Annotated in this window: 26 protein-coding genes, 1 tRNA gene and 2 pseudogenes; 7 read left to right on the top strand and 22 right to left on the bottom strand. The window is 68.2% G+C overall.

The features are described 5' to 3' along the window. The first annotated feature begins 44 nt into the window (after positions 1 to 44). Together ASG73_RS06940 and ASG73_RS17500 are read left to right on the top strand one after the other, a co-directional pair. On the top strand, positions 45 to 1265 hold the full coding sequence (locus ASG73_RS06940; protein ID WP_055992950.1) for a DUF6801 domain-containing protein: 1221 nt from the start codon (positions 45 to 47) through the stop codon (positions 1263 to 1265). A 158-nt stretch (positions 1266 to 1423) separates the two neighbouring features. Further along, a complete protein-coding gene (locus ASG73_RS17500; RefSeq protein WP_082567073.1) occupies positions 1424 to 2218 on the top strand; it encodes a class F sortase in 795 nt (264 codons plus the stop codon). Here ASG73_RS17500 and ASG73_RS06930 read toward each other — a convergent pair. The 9 genes from ASG73_RS06930 to dacB form a co-directional block, all read right to left on the bottom strand. After that, positions 2211 to 2684, bottom strand: a complete 474-nt coding sequence (locus tag ASG73_RS06930) for a DUF3180 family protein (protein WP_055992942.1) — start codon at positions 2682 to 2684, stop codon at positions 2211 to 2213. The two genes, ASG73_RS17500 and ASG73_RS06930, sit on opposite strands and share 8 nt — an antisense overlap. Beyond that, positions 2684 to 3538 (bottom strand): 2-amino-4-hydroxy-6-hydroxymethyldihydropteridine diphosphokinase, encoded by an 855-nt coding sequence (gene folK, locus ASG73_RS06925; RefSeq protein WP_055992938.1) that lies wholly within the window; start codon positions 3536 to 3538, stop codon positions 2684 to 2686. Before folK ends, ASG73_RS06930 begins: the two co-directional genes overlap by 1 nt. Then, complete coding sequence (folP, locus tag ASG73_RS06920; protein WP_235499383.1) at positions 3535 to 4392, bottom strand: dihydropteroate synthase; 858 nt, start codon at positions 4390 to 4392, stop codon at positions 3535 to 3537. Before folP ends, folK begins: the two co-directional genes overlap by 4 nt. After that, on the bottom strand, positions 4389 to 4964 hold the full coding sequence (gene folE / locus ASG73_RS06915; protein WP_055992935.1) for a GTP cyclohydrolase I FolE: 576 nt from the start codon (positions 4962 to 4964) through the stop codon (positions 4389 to 4391). The genes folP and folE overlap by 4 nt, the downstream gene beginning before the upstream one ends. A 3-nt stretch (positions 4965 to 4967) precedes the next feature. After that, complete coding sequence (gene ftsH / locus ASG73_RS06910; RefSeq protein ID WP_055992933.1) at positions 4968 to 7088, bottom strand: ATP-dependent zinc metalloprotease FtsH; 2121 nt, start codon at positions 7086 to 7088, stop codon at positions 4968 to 4970. A 370-nt stretch (positions 7089 to 7458) separates the two neighbouring features. Next, positions 7459 to 8010, bottom strand: a complete 552-nt coding sequence (hpt, locus tag ASG73_RS06905; protein WP_055992932.1) for a hypoxanthine phosphoribosyltransferase — start codon at positions 8008 to 8010, stop codon at positions 7459 to 7461. Between the two features lie 28 nt (positions 8011 to 8038). Beyond that, positions 8039 to 9043, bottom strand: a complete 1005-nt coding sequence (gene tilS / locus ASG73_RS06900) for a tRNA lysidine(34) synthetase TilS (RefSeq protein ID WP_055992929.1) — start codon at positions 9041 to 9043, stop codon at positions 8039 to 8041. A 1-nt stretch (position 9044) separates the two neighbouring features. Beyond that, the gene (locus tag ASG73_RS06895) at positions 9045 to 10088 is read right to left on the bottom strand and encodes a zinc-dependent metalloprotease (protein WP_055992926.1); all 1044 of its coding nucleotides are present in this window, start codon (positions 10086 to 10088) and stop codon (positions 9045 to 9047) included. A gap of 71 nt (positions 10089 to 10159) precedes the next feature. After that, positions 10160 to 11533, bottom strand: a complete 1374-nt coding sequence (gene dacB / locus ASG73_RS06890) for a D-alanyl-D-alanine carboxypeptidase/D-alanyl-D-alanine endopeptidase (protein ID WP_235499382.1) — start codon at positions 11531 to 11533, stop codon at positions 10160 to 10162. Between the two features lie 106 nt (positions 11534 to 11639). Between dacB and ASG73_RS06885 the strand changes: the two genes are divergently transcribed. After that, entirely contained in the window at positions 11640 to 12266 is a 627-nt protein-coding gene (locus ASG73_RS06885; RefSeq protein WP_055992921.1) for an inorganic diphosphatase, read from the top strand. On the opposite strand, the gene ASG73_RS06880 is transcribed toward ASG73_RS06885, so the two are convergent. Further along, a complete protein-coding gene (locus ASG73_RS06880) occupies positions 12250 to 12696 on the bottom strand; it encodes an SRPBCC family protein (protein ID WP_055992916.1) in 447 nt (148 codons plus the stop codon). The two genes, ASG73_RS06885 and ASG73_RS06880, sit on opposite strands and share 17 nt — an antisense overlap. Before the next feature lie 39 nt (positions 12697 to 12735). Here ASG73_RS06880 and ASG73_RS06875 point away from each other — a divergent pair, with 39 nt between their 5' ends. Together ASG73_RS06875 and ASG73_RS06870 are read left to right on the top strand one after the other, a co-directional pair. Then, positions 12736 to 13629 (top strand): alpha/beta fold hydrolase, encoded by an 894-nt coding sequence (locus ASG73_RS06875; RefSeq protein ID WP_055992914.1) that lies wholly within the window; start codon positions 12736 to 12738, stop codon positions 13627 to 13629. A 64-nt stretch (positions 13630 to 13693) separates the two neighbouring features. Further along, a tRNA-Thr gene (locus ASG73_RS06870) sits at positions 13694 to 13770 on the top strand. Positions 13771 to 13822: 52 nt separating this feature from the next. Here ASG73_RS06870 and ASG73_RS06865 read toward each other — a convergent pair. The 8 genes and pseudogenes from ASG73_RS06865 to ASG73_RS06835 all read right to left on the bottom strand — a co-directional run bounded on the left by ASG73_RS06865 (position 13823) and on the right by ASG73_RS06835 (position 18896). Beyond that, on the bottom strand, positions 13823 to 14908 hold the full coding sequence (locus ASG73_RS06865; RefSeq protein ID WP_055992912.1) for a tyrosine-type recombinase/integrase: 1086 nt from the start codon (positions 14906 to 14908) through the stop codon (positions 13823 to 13825). A 1-nt stretch (position 14909) separates the two neighbouring features. Continuing rightward, the gene (locus ASG73_RS06860; RefSeq protein WP_055992909.1) at positions 14910 to 15110 is read right to left on the bottom strand and encodes a helix-turn-helix transcriptional regulator; all 201 of its coding nucleotides are present in this window, start codon (positions 15108 to 15110) and stop codon (positions 14910 to 14912) included. Between the two features lie 24 nt (positions 15111 to 15134). Beyond that, positions 15135 to 15461: pseudogene (locus tag ASG73_RS18630) on the bottom strand (replication initiator); the annotation flags it as partial. 1 nt (position 15462) lies between these two features. Continuing rightward, a pseudogene (locus ASG73_RS06850) lies at positions 15463 to 16552 on the bottom strand (replication initiator); the annotation flags it as partial. Position 16553: 1 nt separating this feature from the next. After that, on the bottom strand, positions 16554 to 16882 hold a 329-nt coding region (locus ASG73_RS18625; protein WP_442905342.1), incomplete at its 3' end, for a replication initiator. 88 nt (positions 16883 to 16970) lie between these two features. Continuing rightward, positions 16971 to 17234 (bottom strand): hypothetical protein, encoded by a 264-nt coding sequence (locus tag ASG73_RS06845; protein WP_082567072.1) that lies wholly within the window; start codon positions 17232 to 17234, stop codon positions 16971 to 16973. Next, positions 17231 to 17545 carry a WhiB family transcriptional regulator gene (locus ASG73_RS18620; protein ID WP_082567071.1) on the bottom strand — a complete coding sequence of 105 codons (315 nt, stop codon included), beginning with the start codon at positions 17543 to 17545 and terminating at the stop codon, positions 17231 to 17233. Before ASG73_RS18620 ends, ASG73_RS06845 begins: the two co-directional genes overlap by 4 nt. Further along, entirely contained in the window at positions 17532 to 18896 is a 1365-nt protein-coding gene (locus ASG73_RS06835) for an FtsK/SpoIIIE domain-containing protein (protein ID WP_055992895.1), read from the bottom strand. Before ASG73_RS06835 ends, ASG73_RS18620 begins: the two co-directional genes overlap by 14 nt. 971 nt (positions 18897 to 19867) lie before the next feature. Here ASG73_RS06835 and ASG73_RS06825 point away from each other — a divergent pair. Together ASG73_RS06825 and ASG73_RS17495 are read left to right on the top strand one after the other, a co-directional pair. Continuing rightward, positions 19868 to 20611, top strand: a complete 744-nt coding sequence (locus ASG73_RS06825; RefSeq protein WP_055992889.1) for a hypothetical protein — start codon at positions 19868 to 19870, stop codon at positions 20609 to 20611. Between the two features lie 291 nt (positions 20612 to 20902). Beyond that, a complete protein-coding gene (locus tag ASG73_RS17495; RefSeq protein ID WP_082567069.1) occupies positions 20903 to 21373 on the top strand; it encodes an NUDIX hydrolase in 471 nt (156 codons plus the stop codon). On the opposite strand, the gene ASG73_RS17490 is transcribed toward ASG73_RS17495, so the two are convergent. From ASG73_RS17490 to ASG73_RS06805, 4 genes are all read right to left on the bottom strand, one after another. Further along, positions 21370 to 21918, bottom strand: a complete 549-nt coding sequence (locus tag ASG73_RS17490) for an HD domain-containing protein (RefSeq protein WP_082567068.1) — start codon at positions 21916 to 21918, stop codon at positions 21370 to 21372. The genes ASG73_RS17495 and ASG73_RS17490 overlap by 4 nt on opposite strands. A 342-nt stretch (positions 21919 to 22260) precedes the next feature. Then, positions 22261 to 22488, bottom strand: a complete 228-nt coding sequence (locus ASG73_RS06815; RefSeq protein ID WP_055992883.1) for a hypothetical protein — start codon at positions 22486 to 22488, stop codon at positions 22261 to 22263. A gap of 32 nt (positions 22489 to 22520) precedes the next feature. Then, positions 22521 to 23582 carry a M23 family metallopeptidase gene (locus tag ASG73_RS06810; protein WP_156466181.1) on the bottom strand — a complete coding sequence of 354 codons (1062 nt, stop codon included), beginning with the start codon at positions 23580 to 23582 and terminating at the stop codon, positions 22521 to 22523. Beyond that, the gene (locus tag ASG73_RS06805; RefSeq protein WP_055992877.1) at positions 23582 to 24076 is read right to left on the bottom strand and encodes a hypothetical protein; all 495 of its coding nucleotides are present in this window, start codon (positions 24074 to 24076) and stop codon (positions 23582 to 23584) included. The genes ASG73_RS06810 and ASG73_RS06805 overlap by 1 nt, the downstream gene beginning before the upstream one ends. Between the last annotated feature and the right edge of the window lie 6 nt (positions 24077 to 24082).

Here is a 24082-nt window from a genome sequence, read left to right as displayed (position 1 = left end):
CCTGCCACTGGGGCCGCAGGGACAGCTTCAAGGGGAAATCACACATGGCCAACCGCCTCAAGACCCGCATTTCAGCGGGCGCAGCACTCGTCACCGGACTCGGCATGATGGGCCTCGCCACGGCCGTGCCGGCGCAGGCCGCCGCCACGATGCAGTACTCGTGCACCACTCCGCTCGGGCCGCAGGTCCTGGACGTCACGCTCGACACCGACGCCCCGGAGACCGCCACCACAGGCGAGGCCCTGACGATCACGCCGAGCGGCACTGTCACGCTCAACGAGAACATCTCCAACGGCATGGCGGGGGCTCTCGCCTGGGAGGACGTGTCCGCGGACATCCCGGGCGTCGTCGCCACGATCAGCAACGGCACGGACAGCGCCGACTTCACGACCGACCTGACCATCCCGCGCACCACGATCTTCACCAACGGCACCTGGGTGACGGACTCCACCCCCGACCTGCCGATCACTGGCACGGCCCAGTCGACGGCGATCGCGCAGGCCGGCAGCTACACCGTGAGCGCCCCTGACACCTTCAACACGACCTTCCACGGCTTCAACGCCGCGGGCGAGACCGGGACCCTGAGCCCGATCGCGTCGATCTGCACCTACGTCCCGAACTCGGGTAGCAAGGTCATCGACACGGTCACGGTCACCGACGAGCCCACCACCCCGGAGCCCACCACCCCGGAGCCCACCACCCCGGAGCCCACCACCCCGGAGCCCACCACCCCGGAGCCGACCGTGGAGGTCGACGACTGGTTCGACGAGCCGAGCAGCCTGCCGATCACGTCGGACCAGAAGCACTTCTCGATCACCGGCACGGCCGACCATGCCGGCACGATCGACGTCGTCCTGCTCGACGCGGACAAGAAGGTCCTGCGCACCATCAGCTGGGACGTCACCGAGGGCTCCAACACCAAGGAGTTCTCGTTCGCCGAGGGCACCGGCTACGTGCGCATCGTGTCGCAGGACTGCGTCGACGCTGACGGCAACGACGGCTCCGTCTCCGACAGCGGCTGCAACGTCGAGTACTACGCCCCCTGGGTCAACCCCGACGACAGCGAGACCAGCACCGACGACGGTGACGACAACGCTCCGACGGGTCCCGAGACCCCGGGCGTCGTCCAGACCGACGGCTTCACCCGCGTCCAGGAGCCGGCCGGCAACAACACGGCCGCCTTCCTCCTCGGCGGGGCCCTGCTCGCCGGTGCGGGCGCGGGCTCGATCGTCCTGGCGCGTCGCCGCCAGGGCGCCCAGCACTGAGGTCGCACCGCTGACCCTCGTCAGTGACTGAAGGTACGGGCCGTCGGGTCGGGATCACTCCCGCACCCGGCGGCCCGTACCGTTGAGGCAGGGGGAACTTCACGCCCCCTTCGCGCGTTCCACCCCGTGAGCCGCTCGCGAGCACCAGGAGGACACCTGTGACGACCCCACCGACGCGCCGTCAGCGGTGGCGGGACCGCAAGCGGTACCGCCTTACGACGGCGGTCCTCGCCGCGGCCACCGCCGTGCTCCTCGGCGGTGGCGTCGCCGCAGGCACCTGGTGGACCACGCAGCAGGACGACGAGGCCACCGTCTCGCCCGGCACCTATGTGCCCCCCAGCAGCATCATGCCGACTTCGCAGACTCCGTCGTCGACGACGACGACTGCGAAGAAGACCTCGAAGAAGAAGACCTCGTCCTCGACGAGTGCCTCGACGTCCACGAGCAGCTCCTCGAGCGCGAGCGCTCTTGCACCCGCGGTGCAGGCGCCACCCGGGAGCCCGACCCGGGTCCAGGTGACCTCGGGCGGACGCGAGCTCGTCGACGCGAGCCTCGGGCCGACCAAGCTCGATGCGCAGAAGGTGCTGGCTCCCCCCTTCGGCACCGCAGGTTGGTATGCCGAGCCGGGTTGGCCCAAGCCGGGCCACAAGGGCGCCAGCATCCTCGTCGGGCACATCAACCACGGCGGCAACCCCGATGTCTTCTGGAACCTGCCGAGCGTCAAGCTCGGTGACCTGGTCACCGTCACCTACGGCTCGGGCAGCCAGGTGAAGTTCAAGATCACCCGCTCCGAGGCGGCTCCCAAGACGGGCGTCCCCAAGGACGACACGATCTGGGACTGGGACAACCCCAAGCCGGTCCTGCGCCTGATCACCTGCGACCCCGGGACTCCGCTGAGCGGCGGTCACTACGAAGGCAACTGGGTCGTCTGGGCCGACCAGATGGTCAGCTGACTCCCGAGCGCGACTGGTCCTCGTCGTCATCGTCGTCGAGGCGGCACCACGACTGCACGAGCAGACCCGCCGCGACCAGTGCCAGCGCCCCGGCTCCGCCGACCGCCCATCTCAGGGCGAGCCCACCCCGCCCGGCAAAGCCTGCGTCGGGCGCCAGCGCGAGAGCCTGACCGAGGTCCAGCCCGGCGATGACCGCTCCGGTGAGCGCGCTCGCCTGGGCCAGCCCGAGGACGCGCGCGGCGACGAGCGGCTCGACGTGGCCCTGCCCTCTGCGCATCCGCCACATCCGGCGACCGGCCGCGACCACCACGAGCCCCATGCCCAGCAGCAGCACGCCGGCCAGCCACCCGACACGCATCGGCGCGTGACCCCCGGCGATCCACCAGCGACCACCGGCCCAGCTGAGCACCCCGGCTGCGGCGACCACTGTGGCCACCGTCGACAACCTCAGTCCCCTGTCGAGCATCAGACGTCCTCGATGTCGCTCGCGTCGACGCCAGCGAGCAGCTCGACCACCGGCACGACCCGGTCACCGACGCGCAGGACCGCATCGGGATCGACCCGCGACCACGGCTGGAGCACGAATCCGCGTTGGTGCGCCCGCGGGTGCGGGAGGGTGAGCAGCAGGTCGTCACTCACGACATCGGCGCCCGATGCCGGGTCGCCGTACTGGATCAGGTCGAGGTCGAGCGTGCGGGCGCCCCACCGCACCTCGCGGACGCGTCCGTGACGCGCCTCGACGGCGTGCAGCCGGGCCAGCAGCTCGTGCGGGGCCAGCGCGGTCGTCGCGAGGAGGACGGTGTTGGTGTATCGCGGCTGGTCGGGTCCACCGACCGGATCCGTGCTGACGAAGGGGGCTCTGCGCACCGACTGCACGGCGTCACCAAGGTCGTCGATGGCGCGCTGGAGGGTGCCGGGCGCGTCCCCGAGGTTGGCCCCGAGGGCGATGACGACCGGGACGGCCCGGGTGCGCTCGATGGTGACCGCGACATCGCCGAAAGGGACGCCGACCGGCGCTGACGGCTTGTGCACGGTGACCTCGACGCTGCGCACGCCGGGTCGGGACAGCGCGTCGCCGGCGACCTGCTCGGCGAGGGACTCGATCAGGTCGAGCGAGGGGCCCTCGATGCGGCGGACGACGTCGGCGCCGACCTCCGCGTAGTTGATCGTCAGAGCCAGGTCATCGGTGGTCCCGGCGGGCAGGAGGTCGATGTGGAGGACGACGTCGATGACGAAGTCCTGGCCGTCGCGCTTCTCGTCGGCGAGGACACCGTGGAACCCGCGGGCGCGGACACCGAGCAGGCTGATCCGGTCACTCACGGCTGGACCTCGCCGAGGGCCGTGGCGACGTCGATCGCGTCGACCGTGGCGCTCACGTCGTGCACGCGGACGCACCACACGCCGGCGCGGGCCGCTCGTGCGCTCGTGGCGGCCGTGACGACGGCCCGGGCGTCGAGGGGACGCTCCTCACCCGGCGCACGCCCCACGCTGCCCAGGAAACCCTTGCGCGAGGTACCGAGGAGCACCGGGTACCCGAGGTCGACGACCCGCTCGAGGCCGGCGAGCAGGTGCCAGTTGTGCTCGGCCGTCTTGGCAAATCCGATGCCGGGATCGAGGACGAGCTGATCCCGCGAGGCTCCTGCTGCCAGCAGCATGTCGACCCGCGCGATCATCTCGGCGCAGACCTCTGCGACGACATCGGCGTACTCGGCCTTGGTCTGCATGTCATGTGCGTGACCTCGCCAGTGCATGACGACGAAGGGAGCGCCGCTCGCCGCGACCAGGGCCGGCATCGCCGGGTCGGCGAGGCCCCCGCTCACGTCGTTGATGATGACGCCGCCTGCCTCGAGGGCGGCCTCGGCCACGCGGGCGCGCATGGTGTCGACGGAGACGGCGATGCCGTCGGCCGCGAGGGCCTTGACGACGGGCACGACCCGTCGCAGCTCCTCGGCCTCGGAGGGGCGCTGCGCACCGGGCCTGGTGGACTCCCCGCCGACGTCGACGACCGTGGCGCCCTCGGCGACCAGCTGGTGACCGTGGGCGATCGCGGCATCGGTCTCGATCCAGCGACCACCGTCGCTGAAGGAGTCGGGCGTGACGTTGACGACCCCCATCACGACCGGTCCGGGCCGCCCGTGGGCAGTCGCGATCCGTGCGAGGACCGGGTGGGTCACCGAGCGGCCCCGGCGAGCAGTGCCATCGCCTCGGCGCGGGTGGTGGAGTCCCGCAGCTGGCCGCGGACGGCGGAGGTGATCGTCTTGGCCCCCGGCTTGCGCACCCCGCGCATCGACATGCACAGGTGCTCGGCCTCGACGACGACGATGACGCCGGCGACGTCGAGGTGCTCGACGAGCGCGTCGGCGATCTGGCTCGTCAGCCGCTCCTGCACCTGCGGTCGCTTGGCAAACATGTCGACCAGGCGCGCGAGCTTGGACAGCCCCGTCACCTTGCCGCTCGGCCCCGGGGTGTACCCGACGTGCGCCACCCCGTGGAAGGGGACGAGGTGGTGCTCGCAGGTGGAGTAGAGCTCGATGTCGCGCACGATGACGAGCTCGTCGTGATCGATGTCGAAGGTCGTCGAGAGCAGCTCGGCCGGCTCGGCCCGCAGCCCGGCGAAGACCTCGGCGTAGGAGCGGGCCACCCGGGCCGGGGTCTCGACGAGACCGTCGCGGTCAGGGTCCTCACCCACCGCGATCAGGATCTCGCGCACGGCCGCCTCGATGCGGTCCAGGTCGACATCGGCCATCGGTCAGCCGCGTCCCTGGTCGTCGCCGTCGACGGCCTCGCCCGGTGCGACCTGACGGATCTCGGTGGCGGGACGCTCGTCCGCCTCGTCCGCCGGGATCGTCGCGCCCTCTTCGGCGGCGCGGTCGATGGCCTCGGTGATGCCGGGGTCGCCCTGCGACGCCCCGGTCTGGCGCTGCTCGCCGTCACGGGCGCGCATGGCGGCCTGCTCGGCGGGTGTGAGGACCGGCGGGATGTCGGAGATGGTGCGGTACTCGCTGCTCAGCCACGTCGGGCGCTTGGGACGCTTGCGCACGTCGGCGAAGACGACCTCGAGGTCCTTGGTGTTGAGCGTCTCGTGCTCGAGCAGCTCCAGCACGAGAGCGTCGAGGACGTCGCGGTTGTCGTTGAGCGCGTGCCAGGCCTCGTCGTGGGCGGCCTCGATGAATCGTCGGACCTCGTGGTCGATGATCCCCGCGACCTCCTCGGAGTAGTCGCGCTGGTGGCCCATGTCCTTGCCGAGGAAGACCTCGCCGCTGGACTGGCCGAGCTTGACCGCACCGATCTTCTCGCTCATGCCGAACTCGGTGACCATCTTGCGGGCCATGCCCGTGGCCTTCTCGATGTCGTTGGACGCACCGGTGGACGGGTCGTGGAAGATCATCTCCTCCGCGACGCGACCGCCGAGGGCGTAGGCGAGCTGGTCGAGGATCTCGTTGCGCGTGGTCGAGTACTTGTCATCCAGCGGCATGACCATCGTGTAGCCGAGAGCGCGGCCACGCGGGAGGATCGTGATCTTCGTGACCGGAGCGGTGTGGTTCATCGCCGCGGCCACGAGCGCGTGCCCACCCTCGTGGTAAGCCGTGATCTTGCGCTCTTGGGCGCTCATGATCCGGGTGCGCTTCTGCGGGCCGGCGATGACGCGGTCGATGGCCTCGTCGAGGATCTCGTCGTCGATGAACTGCTTGTCGAGACGGGCCGTGAGGAGCGCTGCCTCGTTGAGGACATTGGCCAGGTCGGCGCCGGTCATGCCGGGGGTGCGACGGGCGACGGTGAGCAGGTCGACGCCGGGGGCCATCGGCTTGCCGGCCGCGTGCACCTCGAGGATGCGGTGGCGACCGATCATGTCGGGGTTCTCGATGGCGATCTGCCGGTCGAAGCGGCCCGGGCGCAGCAGCGCCGGGTCGAGGATGTCGGGGCGGTTGGTCGCCGCGATGAGGATGACATTGGTCTTGACGTCGAAGCCGTCCATCTCGACGAGCAGCTGGTTGAGCGTCTGCTCCCGCTCGTCGTGGCCGCCACCCATGCCGGCGCCGCGGTGACGTCCCACGGCGTCGATCTCGTCGACGAAGATGATCGCCGGGGAGTTGGCCTTGGCCTGCTCGAAGAGGTCGCGCACGCGGCTGGCACCGACACCGACGAACATCTCGACGAAGTCCGAGCCGGAGATGGAGTAGAAGGGCACGCCGGCCTCGCCCGCGACGGCGCGCGCCAGCAGGGTCTTACCGGTACCGGGCTGGCCGTAGAGCAGCACGCCCTTGGGGATCTTGGCGCCCACCGCGAGGAACTTGCTGGGCTCGCGGAGGAACTCGACGATCTCGTGCAGCTCCTCGACGGCCTCGTCGGCACCGGCCACGTCGCTGAAGGTCACCTTGGGGGTGTCCTTGCTGGCGAGCTTGGCCTTGGACTTGCCGAACTGCATGACCTTGGAGCCGCCGCCCTGGGCCTGGCTGAGGATGAACCAGAAGAGGCCCACGAGCAGCACGAGGGGCAGCAGCGAGAAGAGCAGGCTCGACCAGACGCTCGGCGTCTCGACCGTGTCGTTCTGCACCCCGTCGACGTTCTTCTCGACGAGGTTGAGCATCTGACCTGCCCGCGCGTCGATGAACTCGGTCTCGACCTTCGTGGCGTCCTTGACCGACTCACCGTCGGAGTAGGTCTCCCCGTCCTTGAGGTCGAGCTGCAAGAGGTTGTCGGTCGTGAAGTGGGCGTCCTTGACCTTGCCCGTGGTCACGAGCTTTTCGGCGGCAGACGTGTCCACGCGCGAGTACTCGTTGCTGTTTCGCGTCGTGAACATCAGGACGAAGACTGCGATGAGCAGCAGTGCCCAGAATGCGGGTGCGCGGAAGATCTTCTTGGCGTTCATACGGGTACGGGGCTTCCCGGACTTCCTGACTCGACGACGTGGCGACCCCAGCGACAGCGGGGACATCAGGACGAAACTACCTGAACCCCGGCATCGAGCGGTCACCAGACCAACGACCACCTGCGCGGAGGTGTTCCCACGGGTTCCCACGGACGCGAGTGACCGACCTGAGGCGGGCACGAGGTGCGGGGCGGCGCGCGACCGCGGGACCCATGACGGGAGCGGCACGAGGTGCGGGGCGGCGCGACTCAAGGATGAAGCCCCGCCTCACGATCACGCGAGGCGGGGACCGACGAGCGGGGCTTCATCCCCAGCGCCGTTCGCAGCTCGTGACCGCGACGACGAGCGGCGAGCGACGACGAGTGGCGACCTACGAGTACACGTGCGGCGCGAGCGTCGCGACATCGCGCAGGTTGCGGTAGCCCTCGGCGTAGTCGAGGCCGTAACCGACGACGAACTCGTTGGCGATGTCGAAGCCGACCCAGCGGGTGTCGATCTCGACCTTGGCGGCCTCGGGCTTGCGCAGCAGCGTGAGGATCTCGACGGACGCGGGCGAGCGGGAGTCGAGGTTGGCGCGGATCCACGACAGCGTCAGGCCGGAGTCGATGATGTCCTCGACGATCAGCACGTGCTTGCCGCTGATGTCGGTGTCGAGGTCCTTGAGGATGCGCACGACACCGGAGGACTTGGTCCCGGAGCCGTAGGAGCTGACCGCCATCCAGTCCATGGGTGCCGAGCCGGGCAGGTGGCGCATGAAGTCGGCCATCACCATGACGGCGCCCTTCAGGACGCCGACCAGCAGCACGTCCTTGCCCTGGTAGTGCTCCCAGACCTCGGTGGCGAGCTCCGCGAGCCTCGCCTGGATCTGGTCCTCGGTGATGAGGACCTCGACGAGGTCGTCCTGGATGTCCTTGGAGTCCACAGCTCTCCTTTGTCGGGTCGGGCCGGTCTCATTGTCCACCAGGTGTGCGCCCGATGTGCACCCGGTGGTCGGCTCGACGCACCCGCAGGTCGCCGGGCAGGTGGAGGGGGCCCTGGCCGTGCCAGTCGGTGACGAGGCGGTCGCAGCCGGCGACGTGCGCGGCGCTGAGGGCCCCCGCCGGCGCACCGGCCCGCACGAGGAGCCGACGCCACACCCGTGAGCGAAGGGCGGGGGCCAGCTCGACGAGGTCCGTCACCGGGATGCCGGCCGGGTCGTCGTCGGGCAGGGCCTGCTCGGCGAGGTCGTCGAGCAGGTCGGCGTCGTCGCGCAGCAGGTCGGCGCTGCGCGCCAACGCCTCGGCGAGTCCCGGACCGAGATCCTCCTCGAGGGCCGCGAGTGCCTGCCGGGCACGCACTCGGGTGTAGGCCCGGTCGGAGTTCATCGGGTCCTCCCACGCCACGAGCCCCCATGCCGCGCAGGCCTGCTCGGTCGTCGTGCGGGGCAGGTGCAGCAAGGGCCGGACGAAGGGAGTCCCCTCCCGCACGACGAGGTCCGCCATCCCGGCGAGCGACCGGGCGCCGGAGCCACGGGCGAGGCCGAGCAGCACCTGCTCGGCCTGGTCGTCACGGGTGTGACCGAGCAGGACGACGTGGGCGGGGTGCTCCTCCCCCATCGCTGCGGCGGTCTCGGCGAGCGCGGAGTACCGCGCGTCGCGGGCATCGGCCTCCATCCCGTCGCCGGAGGTCGTGACGACGGCCTGCACGACAGCGACCGGGGCGAGCCCGAGGTCCGCGCACTGCTGGGCGGCGAGCACGGCCGTGTCGGCGGACTCCTCCTGGAGCCCGTGGTCGACGACGATCGCTCCGACGGTCACGTCGTGGGCTGATCCCTCTGCGGCCAGTGCCCCCGCGAGGGCCAGGGAGTCGGTGCCACCGCTGACCGCGGCGAGCACCAGCGAGCCGGCCGGGAGCCCGGCGAGGACCGCACGGACCCCCCTTCGGCAGTCGGCCTGGGAGGGGTGACCGGCACCCACCTCAGCCGTGGACCCGGCGCACCCAGGCGGCGGGCTCGGTGATCTCGAGGGCGGTCGGCAGGGTCTCGGGAGAGGTCCAGACGGCGTTGAAGCCGTCGACACCGACCGTGTCCTGCACCTCGCGGACGAAGACGGCGCCGTCCCGGTACTGGCGCATCTTGGCCTCGAGACCGAGCAGGCGACGCAGCAGGCGGTCTGCGGCTCCGGCACCCTTGCGGCGCGTGGTGAAGCGTTCGCGGATGGTCGCCACCGTCGGCACGTGATCGGGGCCCACGTCGTCCATGACGACATCGGCGTGGCCCTCGAGGAGGGACATCACGGCGGTGACCTCGGCCATGCGCTCACGCTGCTCGGGGGTGATGACCAGCTCGGCCAGGCCCTGACCGTCGCCGCTGAGCACGCGGGGCACCTGGGTGGCCATCTGCTCGAGGCGCGACTTCAGGGACTCGGCATCCGGCATGAGGTCACCGGCGAGGTTCCGGGCACTGTCGATGATGTGACCGCGCAGCCACGGCACCGCGGTGAACTGCACCCGGTGGGTCTCCTCGTGGAGGCAGACCCAGAAGCGGAAGTCTCGTGGCACGACGGACAGGTCACGCTCGGTCGTCACGATGTTGGGCGCGACGAGCAGGAGTGCCGGGGTGCCGTCGGGCGCGATGTCGTACTGCCCCAGGACCTTGGTGGAGAGGAAGGCGAGCATGCCGCCGGCCTCGGCACCGGTGAGCTTGGACCCGATGGCCTGGGCCGGCCCCCACGGTTCCTTGCTCTTGCGGCTCGCCATGGCCTGCATCGCGGGGTCGAGCAGCGCTGCCATGGAGTCGGCGTTGACCTCGATCCACGTCGGCCGGTCGACGACCAGCGGGGCCGGCGCGTCCCCGGGTGCCGTCAGCCGCGAGGTGGCCGCGACGGGTGCGACTGCTGCGGCTGCGAGCTCGCGGATCTCGGCGACCGTCTCGGCTGCCTCGTCGTGGCTCACGTCGGGCCCGGGCGGGACGAGCCGCGCGCCTGCGGTCTTGGCGAACTTCCAGTCCACGTATTGGGTCACGGGCCCACACTACGGAGCAGACCCCCTTCGCCCAACCCGCGATGTCGGGGGCAGTGCGCCGAGCGGACTGATCAGCGGCAGCCGCAGGCCGTCAGGTCGGCGACGATCTGGTCGAGGCCGGCCCGAGCGCCGAGCGTGCCCGTCGTCGACGGGACGCGATCGGCGACGATCACGAAGGACAGCAGTCGCCCCTCCTGCGTCGTCGTCGTCCCGGCCAGCGCCGAGGTGCCGGTGAGGGTGCCGGTCTTGGCCCGGGCGATGCCCGCGGCGGCGTGCGAGGAACTGGTCTGGAAGCGCTCGTGCAAGGTCCCGGTCAGCCCGGCGATCGGCAGCTCCGACAGCACGAGACTCATCGTCCGTGCTGATCCGGTGATGCCCAGCTGCATGACATCTGAGGTGACCCGCGCCGGCACGAGCTGCCCTGAGCTGAGGCCGCAGTTGTCCTTGAGCCTGACCCCGGTGAGGTCGATCCCGGCACTCTCGAGGGTGGCCCTCACCCAGGCGGTCACCTCGGCGAAGGAGGCGCCCGCGCCGTCGGCGACCGCAGCCTGTCGCGCCACGTTCTCGGTCAGGGCGTTGTCGCTGTCGTCGAGCGCGAGTGCGAGCACGTCACCGAGGGGCGCCGACTCGACGGCCCCGAGCTGCTCGGCGCCCTGCGGGGCAGCCTGCTTCCACGACGCCGCGGAGTCGTCGACGGTGACCTTGACGCCCGCCTTCTTCAGCTGCGCCGCGAAGGCCTTGAGGACGGCCTTCTCCGGGAACCTGGGCGAGGGCCGGAAGGGCTCGGGCCGGTCACCGGCGAGTCCCACCATCGACACACCCTGGGTGTAGCCGGCCGCGACGTCGGCCATGTCCCAGGTCGGGGCGTAGCGCTCGCCGGCCGCGTACGTGGCGTCGAGGCGAAGGGAGAGGCGGGCTCCCCCCTTCGTCCCCAGGGAGGTGGCGACCTGCTTGGCCAGGTCAGCCAGACCGGCACGGCCCTCGACCTTGGTCGGATCGCCCGCGCCCTTGGCGAGCATCGTGTCTCCGGAGGCGACGAGGACGAGCTCGTCGTCCTCGCCACGCACGACCGTGGTGGTCATGGTCGTGCTGAGATCGGCACGCTCGGCCACCGCGGCGGCCGTGAGCAGCTTGGCGGTCGAGGCGGGTGTCTGGGGGCGGTCCTCGCCCCGGGAGTAGAGGGTCTCGCCGGTCAGCGCGTCGCGGACGACGACACCGACGCGCGGGCCCAGCTGCTTGTTGCGCACGTCCGCGCGCAGGGCGCGGGTGAGGCCGACCTCCGTCGGGGCTGGAGCGCTCTTGGACGCCGGGGGCAGGACCACGGACGGCTCGACGGGCCGCGGGACCTGCTCGGAGACGGCCTCGTCGATGGTCAGCACGCCCGGGACCCGGTCATGCGCATCGGCCACGCCGTAGCCGACGACCAGGGCTGCGACAGAGGTCACGGCGATCAGAGCGCGTCGCACGCGTGGCCCCCTGCGGTGTTTTGGCGGTGGTGGTGGAACACTGGCCTCGAGAGTAGTTCACCCATCACGGACAAGAGGTACACCTGTGGAGTTCGACGTCACCATCGAGATCCCGAAGGGCCAGAAGAACAAGTACGAGGTCGACCACGCCACCGGGCGCATCCGCCTCGACCGCATGCTCTTCACCTCCATGGCCTACCCGAGCGACTACGGCTATGTCGAGGACAGCCTCGGCGAGGACGGCGACCCGCTCGACGTGCTCGTCCTCCTCGACGAGCCGACCTGGCCCGGTTGCCTCGTGCGCGCCCGGCCGATCGGCATGTTCCACATGCGTGACGAGGCCGGTGGCGACGACAAGGTCCTGTGCGTGCCCGCGGGTGACCCGCGCAAGGAGAACATCAAGGACCTCGAGGACATCAGCGAGTTCGACCGCCTCGAGATCCAGCACTTCTTCGAGACCTACAAGGACCTCGAGCCCGGCAAGTCCGTCGAGGGCGCCCACTGGGTCGGCCGCGAGGAGGCCGAGCAGACCGTCCGCGAGGCCATCGAGCGCGCCAAGGCCAATGGCATGAGCACTGCCCGCTGGAACATGCCGGCCGGTCACACGCCCCAGAAGGACGTGACCCACTCGGAGGAAGACATCAAGGCCGCCGCTGCCCGGGCACGCGACGAGCTCGCGACCAAGGAGAACCCGCTCAGCGACAGCGAGTGATCTCCTGAGCCAACCCGTGGCGGCCCTGCCGCATCATCCACGCGTGGTTGGCTCGCAGGACAGCAGGCGCGAGGGTCGCCGCCCGGGACAACCGGGCGGCGACCCTCACCTCTTGGTCGAAGGTCGCCGTCGTCATCTCCCCGCTCGTGGCGACCGACCACTGGGCCCACCCGCTGAGGTCACCGTCGAGGGCAACACGCAGGTGGCCCCCTTCGCGGTCCTCGATCTCGCGGGTGAGGACGAGATGCAGGGTGACCGGCAGCAGGCTGCGGATCCGGGCCCGCCCGGACATGACATCGAGCGACTCCACCGATCGAACCTGGGGCCACCACCGCGGGTAGTGCTCGATGTCGGCGAGCGCGTCGATGACCGGCTCAGCCGGTCCGGGCAGGGACCACTCGTGGTGGAAGACGAAGCGCTGCGGGGTCACACCCCAATCCAACCGCACACATGAACTACGGTTCGAGTCGTGCGCTACTACTCCCATGACGGCCTGACCTTCGACGTCGACGACTCCGGTCCCGAGGGCGCGGACCTCGTTGTCCTGCTGCACGGGTGGCCGCAGGACCGGACGGCCTGGGACAGGGTGACGCCGCTGCTCACCGCCACCGGCGTGCGGGTCATCGCGCCCGACCTGCGGGGTTACTCCCCCGGCGCCCGTCCCGGCAACCACCTCGACTACGAGATCACCCAGATGGTCGCCGATGTCGTCGCGCTGCTCGACGAGGTCGGCGCCGAGCGGGCGCACATCGTCGGGCACGACTGGGGCGGAGCGTTGGCCTGGGCGATCGCCGCACGCCAGCCGGAGCGCGTCGCGACCCTGACCGTGCTGTCGACGCCGAGCCCCGCCGGGATGGCGCACGGGTTCCGCGTCCGAGAGCAGCACAAGCACAGCTGGTACATGGCGCTCTTCGCGCTGCCGGTGCTGCCGGTGCTGTTCTTCCGGCTCTTCGCCCAGCAGATCCTGGAGAAGATCGGCATGCCGCGCGAGCGCGCCGCGTACGACGCTCGCCGGTTGAAGACGCCGGGTGCCGCCGAGGGCACCTTCGCCTGGTACCGGGCGGCCCTCTCCCCCACCCTGATGTGGCGCAAGCGCCGGGCGAAGGGGGCTCGTCGCCGCAGCGTGCACCGCCGCGTCATCCCCACCGCATACGTGTGGGGCACCAAGGACGCCGCCTTCGCCGAGGCGTCGACGAGCTACACGGTCGAGGAGATGCGCCGTCGAGCCGGCGACCGGCCGGAGCTGGCGATCACCCGCGAGCTGAAGACCGGCCACTGGCTCATGGAGACCCACCCCGAGACCATCGCCGAGGTCGTCCTGGAGCGCATCGCGACCCCTGCCGCGGAGGACGCTGCCTCCTGAGCCGGGTCGATTACGTCGCACGGGCTCGGATCCGTATACTCGTGCCTCGCGTCCTCGGGCGCACGCCGCCTTAGCTCAGTCGGCTAGAGCGTCTCACTCGTAATGAGAAGGTCGTCGGTTCGATTCCGACAGGCGGCTCCACGCAAGCCCCCCGGTAACTCGGGGGGCTTCGTCGGTTCTACGGCAAAAGCAGTCACGACAGGTCCCCGTCCACCTCGACATTGGTACCCCCCTGGTACCCCCACTCGAGATTCAGGCGGTCGAGACCTGCTCGATCGGCTGCCGTTCCAAGGAAGTGCAGGTACCGATTCGTGGTGGCCGCCGACTCGTGCCCCATCCACGCCTGGACCGTCCCGAGGTCGACTCCTCGAGCAAGCCACAGGCACGCCGCCGTGTGCCTCAGGTCATGCAGACGTCGTCCGTGGCCGGTCTTCTTCCAGTCGAGGGTGCGGATCACCGCCGTACGGTTCAGCAGCCCGCCGGCATCGGTGGTGAAGAGCGGATCCCCCTTCGCCTTGCCATCGGCCAGGTCCTGCACGAACGGGAGGATGCCGTCAGGCACCGGGACCCGACGCCACCGCCGACCCTTCGTCGACTTCACGCCGATCCCCTCCGACCTCGAGCGGCGGACCATCAGACCGGGAGTGGGCACCTCGACGACATCACCGACGGTCATCGCTCGCGCCTCGCCCCACCGCAGGCCGGTCCAGCCCAGGACGAGAACAATGCTGGCCAGACGCTCGTTGCGCAACCGGCACGCCTCGTAGACCTCCCAGAGCTCATCCTCAGTGAAGGGATGCATCTCGGTGCGCTCCTCGGAGCCCTTGGGCACCTTTACCCGAGTCACCGGGTTCTGGCCGATCAACTTCTCCCGCACGCACCACCCGAAGAACGCGGACAGGCTCSCCCGGTAGCGCACGACCGATGACTCGACCAGGCCAGAGGCGAGCAGCTGCACAAAGACCCGGCTCACCTCCCGCTCAGAGATGGCCGAGAGGTGCAGCGCCAGCAGGCTCGGCGGCGTCAACCGGGCAACGTCCTTGTCGGCCCGATGCGTCTTGACCGCGACGGTGGTTCGTCTGATCTCCAGCCACCGCTGCACGGCATCGCGCATCCGTTCACGCCCGGCTCGAGGGTCCACTCCCCCGTCCAGGGCTGCACGCTCGCGCGCCAGCCATGCTTTGGCCTCCCGCTGGGTGTCGAAGGTTCGCCCGGCAAGGAACTCGCGACCGGACTTCAACTTCGCGTAGTAGCGCCCGTTGCGTTTGATGACCGTCATCTCACGCCGCCGACTTCCGCAGCCAGTCCTCCACGTCCTCCCACCGGTAGCGCGGGCACGTCGAGGACAACCACGTCACTCGAGGCCCTTCCCCGCGCTGGCGCCATCGCGACAACGTCGATCGGTCCACCTTCGTCACCTTCGCCAGCTCCGCCGTCGTCAGATAGACCGGCATCTCCAGATCCTGCTCAACCGCACTCATCCTCTTCACCTTCCCCTTGTTCGGCTAGTTCCGCGTCTCGGCTCGCACCTGGGCGTACTCCCTAGCCCGAGCTGCTGCAGCCGTGGCGATCTCGACCTCGCCCTCGTTGGACCACCCGACGCCGACGAACTCCCACATGCCGATGACCACCGAGGTCTCGGACTCGTCCTCCTCAACCAAGAGAGCCCGCTCGATTGCCTCGACGTCGACGGGCTTCCCCGAGCGCTGGGCCCTCTCAGTCTCTTCCTGCATGACTTGCTGGAACCGAGCCCGACGCCGGCGCAATGTCCGATAGGTGACGCTGTAGCACCGCGACTTTGACGAGTAGTGGCCCCGATAGCCGAGCTCCTTNGACTTGCTGGAACCGAGCCCGACGCCGGCGCAATGTCCGATAGGTGACGCTGTAGCACCGCGACTTTGACGAGTAGTGGCCCCGATAGCCGAGCTCCTTGGCCCACTTGCCGATCAGCACGTAGTGATCGCGGCCCTCGGAATCGACCGGCACTGCCACCTCCTCACCGGCTCGACGACTCTCGGCGCGAAGGATGGCCGCTTCGTGGACCTCTGCGCAGGTCTGCTTGATCCGGTGGACGTGCGCACCGTCAGGCACCGCCAAGGAGGTGTCCTTGGTGGAGTACTTCGCCAGATACGCCGCCACCTGCTCGCCCGTGATCGGGGCGTCCGGGTCGTCGGTGCGGTTTCCCTCCCGCACGATGCGAATATCGATCTGCTCGCCCCAACGCAGGACTCGAGTCAGGTCGTGCTCGAACGTCGGCGGTGCCTGGACTTGGGCTCTCGAGAAGGCCGCCTCGATGGCTTCCACCATGACGTCCACACCCACGCCGCACGCTGCCCCGATCCCTTCGTCCAGCGGCCCGTCCAAGCGAAAGAGTGCGTGGAAGTGCACGGCACCTCGGGCCTGCATCTCCGCGGTTCGCCCGTATTGCCGCGAGACGACCTTGGAGACCTTCGAGACCGGTACACCGAGCCGGGCGGCGAGTTGGCGGCTGACGTCCTGGATGGCGCGCCGCCACAGCTCAGGAGCGTGGTACTGCCAGACGACGTGCCCGAGGTAGTCGTAGCAGTCCGGGCAGATGGGCGAGCCCACCGCGGGGTCATCCTTCGGGTGCGTCTTCGTGCACGACAAGGACCGTCCGTGAGGGCACGTCGTGTTGCCTCGAGGGTGGCACATGCGACCGCCACGCGTCGAGTGCACCGGGCCAAAGGACGGTGCGGTCACCGTGACGAAGGCGAGAGGGTTCTCCGCGACGCGCTCTGGAACTCCCTTCCCCCCTTCCAGGCCACAGCGGATCATCTCGAAGGTGTCCCTGGCGTAGACCCGTGAGCACGAGGTGCACACCGACTCGCGACGGTTGCCGCAGCGGGTCAGGAGAACTCCCAGCGGCGCGTCTGCCGAGGAGTAGTGCGAGGTCGCTTCTCCGNCAGCGGATCATCTCGAAGGTGTCCCTGGCGTAGACCCGTGAGCACGAGGTGCACACCGACTCGCGACGGTTGCCGCAGCGGGTCAGGAGAACTCCCAGCGGCGCGTCTGCCGAGGAGTAGTGCGAGGTCGCTTCTCCGGTGCGGGTGTCGACGGTCATCGCGCGCCCTGCCAAGCGAATCGGCCTCTGGCAGAAACCGACCCGGCTCGCCGCCTCAGTGAACTTGCCCAAGGCCCCACGAGTCGTGAGGTCATACACGGCCGAGGCAGCCCGCTCGGTGAGCCCGTCCAGACCTTGTTGGAGCTGCGCCGTGGCGGTCACGACAACCATCCGGCCACGTGCAGGATCAGCCGTGCCACGGCCAGGAGTAGGAAGGCAAGGGCGATCCATGAGAGGCGACTCCGGCCGGGGTGCTGCATCAGATATCGCCCACCGCGTCGCGCGACGTCACGCAGTCGATACAGACGAGGTGGTCTCGTCCGTTGCCGATGACGTAGGACCATCCCTCGCAGAAGGTCGTGGCTGCCGCGATGGCGTCTGAGGCCGACGAGAAGACCACCCGAGCGTCGGCCCGCCGGACGAAGACGGTTCCGCACTCGTCACAGGCGACCGCAGCACCGCGTCCGATTGACGAGCGAAGGGGGAGCACCTGCGAGGGTGCCACTGCCAACATCCAACTCATGCCGTCTCACCCAGCTCGAGACCTGGCAGCGTCAGGCCGGCCCACTCCTTGGGAAGCTTGGCCAAGGGCTGCCCATCGCTTGCATGAACGATGACGCCACCCCACACCCCTTCCTCTTCCCACTCCTGGGCGTAGTCCCTGCACAACGTGCGGACCGGGCACGAGGCGCACACCTGCAGAGCCCGGTGTGTCACGTCTTCGTCCCGCTCGGGGAACCACCAGTCGGGGTGCGGGTGACCCACACATGCCCCTCGGGTGTTCAGAGTTGCCAGCGTGCGATTCGCTGCGCCGGACCTTTCATTGGGCACCATCACGAGCTCCTTTCAGTGCAACGACGTTCGTCGTCTCGTTGTCTGCCGTCTTGGAGCGAGGCGAGCGAGGCCTGCGTTCACGAGGTCGTGAGGGCTCGCCCCCTTCGGTCTGGGTGGTCTGCACGTGGTGGACGGGTCCCGCGGCTGCGATCTGATCCAGCGGCGGTATCCACCGTTCGGCGGTTGGGTAATGCGCGGCCGTTGCTTTGATCAGGGCATCCGACCAGTAGTGCGCGCGCACCCGAGCGACCGAGCCCTCTTCCGTGACGAGGTATCCGGTCCCGGGCATGTCGGCCGGGATCCGGTGGGCAGGCGCTTCGTCGCCCATGCCTTGACCGAGCACCATCCGGACCTCGTCGGCCGATGCCAGACGAAGGGCGATGGTCTGGGTGAAGAGGCCACGCGCCGGGACGGTCTCCTTCTTCGGGTCCTGCACGAAGGCGACCACGACAACGCCCATGGCCCGCCCTTGGGTCAGGATCTCCGCGAGCAGCCGGTTCCCTTCCTTCTTCACCTCCGCGTCGGCGTATGCGGTCAGCGCCGCGAGCTCGTCGATGACGAGGAGGTGCAGGGGGTCGCCCGGCGTGGGCTCGTGCAGCCGGGACAGTCCCACCATGCGCGAGGCTCGCTCGTCGATGATCGTCAGGAGGTCACGCAGGACCACGAGTGCCTGCTCGGGCCGGTAGGCGGTGCGGTACATCAGCCCGTCGCCCATCGCGATCTCGACGCCGCGCTTGAGGTCCACGCCGTGCACCCGAACCGTGTCCTGGGCGATCCACGGGGCGAGCGAAGCGACAGCACCCCAAAGGACCGACCCCTTGCCCGATCCCGAGCGGCCCGCCACGAGGGTGTGCTTGCCGACCAGCGAAAGCCGCCACGGCATCCCGGACTCATCGCGACCCACCTCGACCGGCTCGAGCACCGCTCCCAGAGGACGATCCGTGGGCAAGGCCGCAGTCGACGACCCGGCCAAGGCATCCATCATCGTCAGCCGCACATCAGCGACCGAGGGCGAGACCGAGGAGGCACGGAAGGCCGCGGCACCGACACCGGCAGCAAGCTTCTCGGCCCCCGCCACGAGGTCGGTGGACGTCTGCCCACGACGAGCGCGAACGCGAGCCGTCACAACTCCGCCCTGCGAAGTCACCCGAAGCAACCGAGGATCGATCCACCGCGACTCGTTGCCGTCGTCCACTCGCTCCGACAGCCCGGCAGAGCGAGCGACCTCGACGAAGGAGCGACGCACGTCCCGCCGACCGATCCATGCCGTGACCGAGTCCCGCAGGACGAGCGACAACGCCAGCACAAGGACCACGAGTGCGACGAGGAGCCACACGACGAGAGTTGCCATAGCGTGCAGCAACCCTGCCCAGGGTGCGACCCACGACGTGTCCCACGGCCCCACCGGGAGGATGTCGAACTGATCGACCCGCCCGGGAACGGCAGCCACCAGCTCAGCCAGGACCACCAACGCGACCCACGCGACGGCCAGACGCCAAACCCCGGGGGCAGCCGCCCGACCCGCAAGCATCAGCCCACGAGCCAGACGGCCACCCCACGCACCCAAAGCAGTCATCACGCAGCCGCCGACTCCGAGCGACCCGTCGCCGTGCTCTTGGACGACTTGCCCGGCGCCGTCATGGCCTTGGCCCGGACGGACCACGCGAGCTTGGGTCGCACCCCGTTGTCATCGATCCACGGCGTGAGGGTCAGACCCTCGAACTCCACCGGGACGAAGGGAAGGTCACCGGGGTTGGCCGGCGGCACCGGCTGCTGACGAGCCATGATCTTGACGTTGATCGTCTTCTCGTTCTTACGGGCCTCGGGGTCCGCGTCGAGGACCGGAACCGTCCAGATCAGCTCTCCCGTGTCCGGGTCCACCTGCTGAGGACGAGTTCCGTCGGGGCGCTGGTCCGCGTTGTAGTCCTGCACGGGCTCGACGTCNAGGTCTCGTCGAGGTGGCCGAGCTCGGCGCCCGAGATGGCGCGGGTCCGCGTCGAGGACCGGGACCGTCCAGATCAGCTCTCCCGTGTCCGGGTCCACCTGCTGAGGACGAGTTCCGTCGGGGCGCTGGTCCGCGTTGTAGTCCTGCACGGGCTCGACGTCTCCGACCAGGTACGCGCCGTTCGGGAAGACCGATCGGAACAGAACCTCCATGCGACGGCTAACAGCCATGACCTTCTCCTTGCCTCGGCGAAGCCCATTGCCTCGCGCTGCTCCTACACAACTAGGAGCCGAAGGGACGCCGACAGGTCATGGAAGGACGTTCTAGGACGTCTTTGCTATGCTTCAAACGTCCCTATACGTCCGCGAAGGAGTCTCATGTCAAACGAACGACTACGCAGCGCCCTCGGCGCCACAGGCATCACCTACGTAGACTTGGCCGAGCGACTGGGAGTCGACCCGAAGTCAGTCGAAAGATGGGTGACACTCGGCAGAACTCCGCACCGCCGTAACCGAGTGCAGATCGCTTCAGTCCTCGGCGAGGACGAGTACTTCCTTTGGCCAGACGTCGCCTCGGACCCGCGCGCCTTGAGGGCCACGGAGAGCGAGCTTGCACATCTCTACCCGAACCGTGGCGCCGTTCCCATCGAGACCTGGGTGCACCTTCTCGAATGTGCCACGTCCCAGATCGACTTGTGGGCCTTCGCTGGAAGTTTCCTCCACGACGCAATTCCTGAATTTGGCGACCATCTCACGAACGCCGCTCGACGAGGGGTGAGAGTCCGCCTCCTCTTTGGCGATCCGAGTTCTCCGAGCGTTGCAGCGCGAGGAGAGGAGGAAGGGATCGGGGATCTCCTTGCGTCCCGCTGCAGGCTGACCTGGAATTACCTGACGCCGGCCCTCAGTCAGCCTGGCATCGAGGCCAGGATGCACGATGTGACCGTCTACGCCTCGATGTTCCGGTTCGATGACGTGGCACTCGTCAACCCCCATGCCCTCGGATCCCCCGCCAGCCACTCGCCAGTGCTGCACATTCGAAAACTCAGCGGAGGTCGGCTCTTCGACCACTACCTCACGAGCCTCGGCAGGGCTTGGGATCTCGCTCGACCGCATCAGGTCTAGGAGCAGGCGCCTGAGGCTGCAACGTGCAGAACCCTGCAGCCTCGAATGATGCCCACTGCGAGAATGATGTGTGGTTGATCCATGTCGAATCGACCCGTTGTCAAGGTCATCCGCCCAACGACGTAACGTAATGGTCAGCCTGGCTGTCCAAGGGGGATGCACCCATCCGAGTCGCAGAGGTACAGCCATCCACCGCCTCGCTCGCTATGGAGTTGGATTACCCAGCCCCTTGACAACATCGCCCGTGCCGCCCAGTGGCAGATCGGACCGGGGGCCCTAGACTGCGGAACCATGACCCGTCGCGACTACATCAATGATGTCAATGCGCCCAAGATCAATAGCGTAGTACCCTCCGTGGTTGCAATCGTTCGGGATCCCTCTGGGCTTATCCTCATGATTCACAAGACTGATAATGATAAATGGGCACTGCCTGGCGGGGGGCACGATCTGGGGGAAAGCATCTCAGAGACAGTGGTTCGCGAGGTCTTCGAGGAGACGGGATTTACGGTCGAAGTGGACGAACTGACCGGAATCTACACCAACCCACGGCACGTCATGGCCTACGACGACGGCGAAGTTCGGCAGCAGTTCTCCATTGCCTTTCTCGCGCACGTGGTAGGCGGGAAAGCGCGCACCAGCAGTGAGAGTGATGTTGTTGAGTGGCTTTCTCGCGAAGAGGTGGGCCAACGCAATGTGCATCCGTCGATGCTTCAACGCATAGACGATGCAGTGAACTTTCAAGGATCAGCGACTATCCGCTAGCATCCTTGCGCTAATCGCTTTCTGGCCCTATTCGCCGACTCGATCAAATCGCGACCCGAGCGACGCACGGCCCGATGCACTGGGTCATGCCCCTCATAACGATGCAAGATCTCATTGACCCGTTCCTTTGGACTGAGCGACTGACCCTCCGGTCCAACAGAAAGGTCAAACAGCGTGAGCATGTCCAGATCAGGTTCAGATGGACGCTCGAAGGAAATCAACACTTTTTCGATCCCACGCTCCTCCGCTTCGGTCTCCGACCCGGTATGAAAAGCCACGAGGTTACATACTTGGGGTGACCAGCCTCGACTTCGAAGAAAATTAGCACCATCAAACGGGTGAAAACCAGTCTTCACGGCCAGGCTGGCGTAGCCAACGTCGTGGAGCCAAGCTGCGGCGACCACGCCGACCGCAACCAGATCGGGATGCTTGCGGTGAGCAGACTCGGCGAGCTCTCCGACACCGCGGACGTGAGTGCGGCGCGGCTCGACACCTTCGAGCAGCGTCATTGCAAGACTGGCCGCGCCCGCCTGCGTGTACGTCACAGGACCTCAATCACGTAGACCAACCTCACCGAGGCGATGATCAGTTCATGACTTTCAGGCTGCGTGCCGTGACGTCTGAGCACGTGCCATGCCTCTTCGTCACACAACTCCACAACCCATCGGGATTTATCAGTGTGCTCCGCGTACGGCTCCGAGAGAATCCGCAGGTTGAGCAGCCACTCCGTGGAGTAGGACACGACAGCAGGGAGACCAACAACATCCTTCGATTCTCTGTCGAGTTGCCGGTAGGTCGGCGCAGGTGGCGGTGCGAGCGGAACCCACAGGGCTCCGTCGTCTCGGAGCTCCGGAAATCTCGCGACACTGCGCACCCTTGTCGCCTCCTTAGCGTGACTCTCGAGCCTTCAGGATGCCGTACCTGACCCCACTCGTGCCCAGCTTGCCACCAACTGTCTGACTGATCTGGCTGGCCGACATCCCGGTTGCCGCGATCTCCAGGAAGAGGGCGTTCCGCTTCTCCAGGGCAACTGCGAGTGCCCCCTCCAGCGTCTCGACCTCAGCAGCAGCTGCTTGCGCTTGGCGGAGCAGGTCGGTCCGGTCAACCTTCGTCATTCGCTCAGCGTATAGGCGCACTCTTGGCCACATCAGGCTTCCCTTCCATCGAGATCGAGGGCCTTGTCTTTCAACCACGGCAGAGGGTCCACTGCTTCTTCGCGTACCCGGACCTCGAGGTGGAGGTGAGCTCCGGTCGACTGCCCGGTACTTCCCACGGCACCGATCTGCTGTCCTGCCCTGACGCGCTGTCCTGTCTTCACGTCAACGCGGCTCATGTGCGCGTAGCGCGTCGTGACACCACCGCCATGGTCGACGATGACGAGGTTTCCGTATCCGCCAATCGGTCCCGCATGGGTTACCTTGCCGCTGCTCATCGCGAACACCGGCGTGCCTTGTGCTGCGGCGAAGTCCGTGCCCTCATGCATGCGAGCCGTCCCGGTGATCGGGTGCACGCGCATCCCGAAAGGTGAGCCTGGCACGAGGCCACCAGCCGGCAGCGGCGCCTCCCATTTCCCGTCGCCACCCAGCGACACCTGCTCGCACAGCCCCGAAGTGCCAGTAGCAGCTTCGACGATGGCGACAGATTGGGTCTCATGCTTGGCGTAGGCCTCGGGGAAGCCCGATCCCTGAACGGTCTGGGCTGCCACAGTGACCGGCATCGTCTGCCACCCCTTGACGTCGAGGAGCCCACGGTTGTTCGTGTGCTTCGCGCGCCCGAAGAACGCCTCGGTCGACTTCACAACGTCCTGAGTCTCCGCGGGTGAGCCCCAACCCTGACTGGGACGCTGCTGGAAGAGGCCGAGGCTGTCCCGGTCACCGTGGCCAAGATTGACGAGCGTGCTCTCCTGCAAGGCGGTAGCGATCGCGACGACCTGCCCTCGTGGGGGAATCTTCAGCCGCCGAGCCACTGCCAAGATCTTGGCGGCGTTACCTGCTTGCTCCTGCGTGAGTCCGACCCCCTTCGGCGAAGCACCGACACAAGTGATCGAGGAAGCCCCAACGAACTCTTTGCTGGCTGAGAAGCCGCCGGTCAGCGCCCCCATGACCACGATGAGGAACAGCCACGTGGTAACAGCGAATGCGACCAACGCCGCGCTGATCACCCCACGGAACTGCCACGCGAGGCGAGCCCCAACCACCCACGGGTCCATCACGGCACCTCCTGGAGCCGCACCGGAACGAGGCCGGTGACACGTAACAGCCCTTCGTCGGTGACCGACACCGTGACGTCCGCGCCACCGATCTCACCGCCACGAAGAGGGAATCGCATCGTGCCCCCGACCTCCGCGCTCGAGAGGACCTCACCCACGCCGAAGGTTCCCGTTGGGAGGTTGGCCAGCCGGACCGTGTGCAGGCTCTCCCACATGGCCTGACTCACCACGGGTCGAAGGCGCTTCAACCAAGCCACGCGTCCCCCCTTCTGATTGCCGTAGCGGCTGATGAACGATCGAGCGACGGACTGCCATTGCGCATCGGTCGCGTCGGACGTCGCAGGTGGTCGGGTTGCACGAGTGCTTGCGGGGGTGGAACTCATCGCGACGGCAGGCCGGACGTATGACACCGTCGCTCTCTGCTCGGGCTGCGGGATGAAGCGCGTGACCACGACGGCCGCGATCATGGCAGCGACGATGAGCGCGGCCTTCACGAGACG

Origin of the sequence: Janibacter sp. Soil728 (assembly GCF_001428305.1) — a bacterium.
Taxonomy (GTDB): domain Bacteria; phylum Actinomycetota; class Actinomycetes; order Actinomycetales; family Dermatophilaceae; genus Janibacter.
Note: the sequence above shows the minus strand (reverse complement) of the source record. Positions and strands in the feature narration are given on the sequence as shown.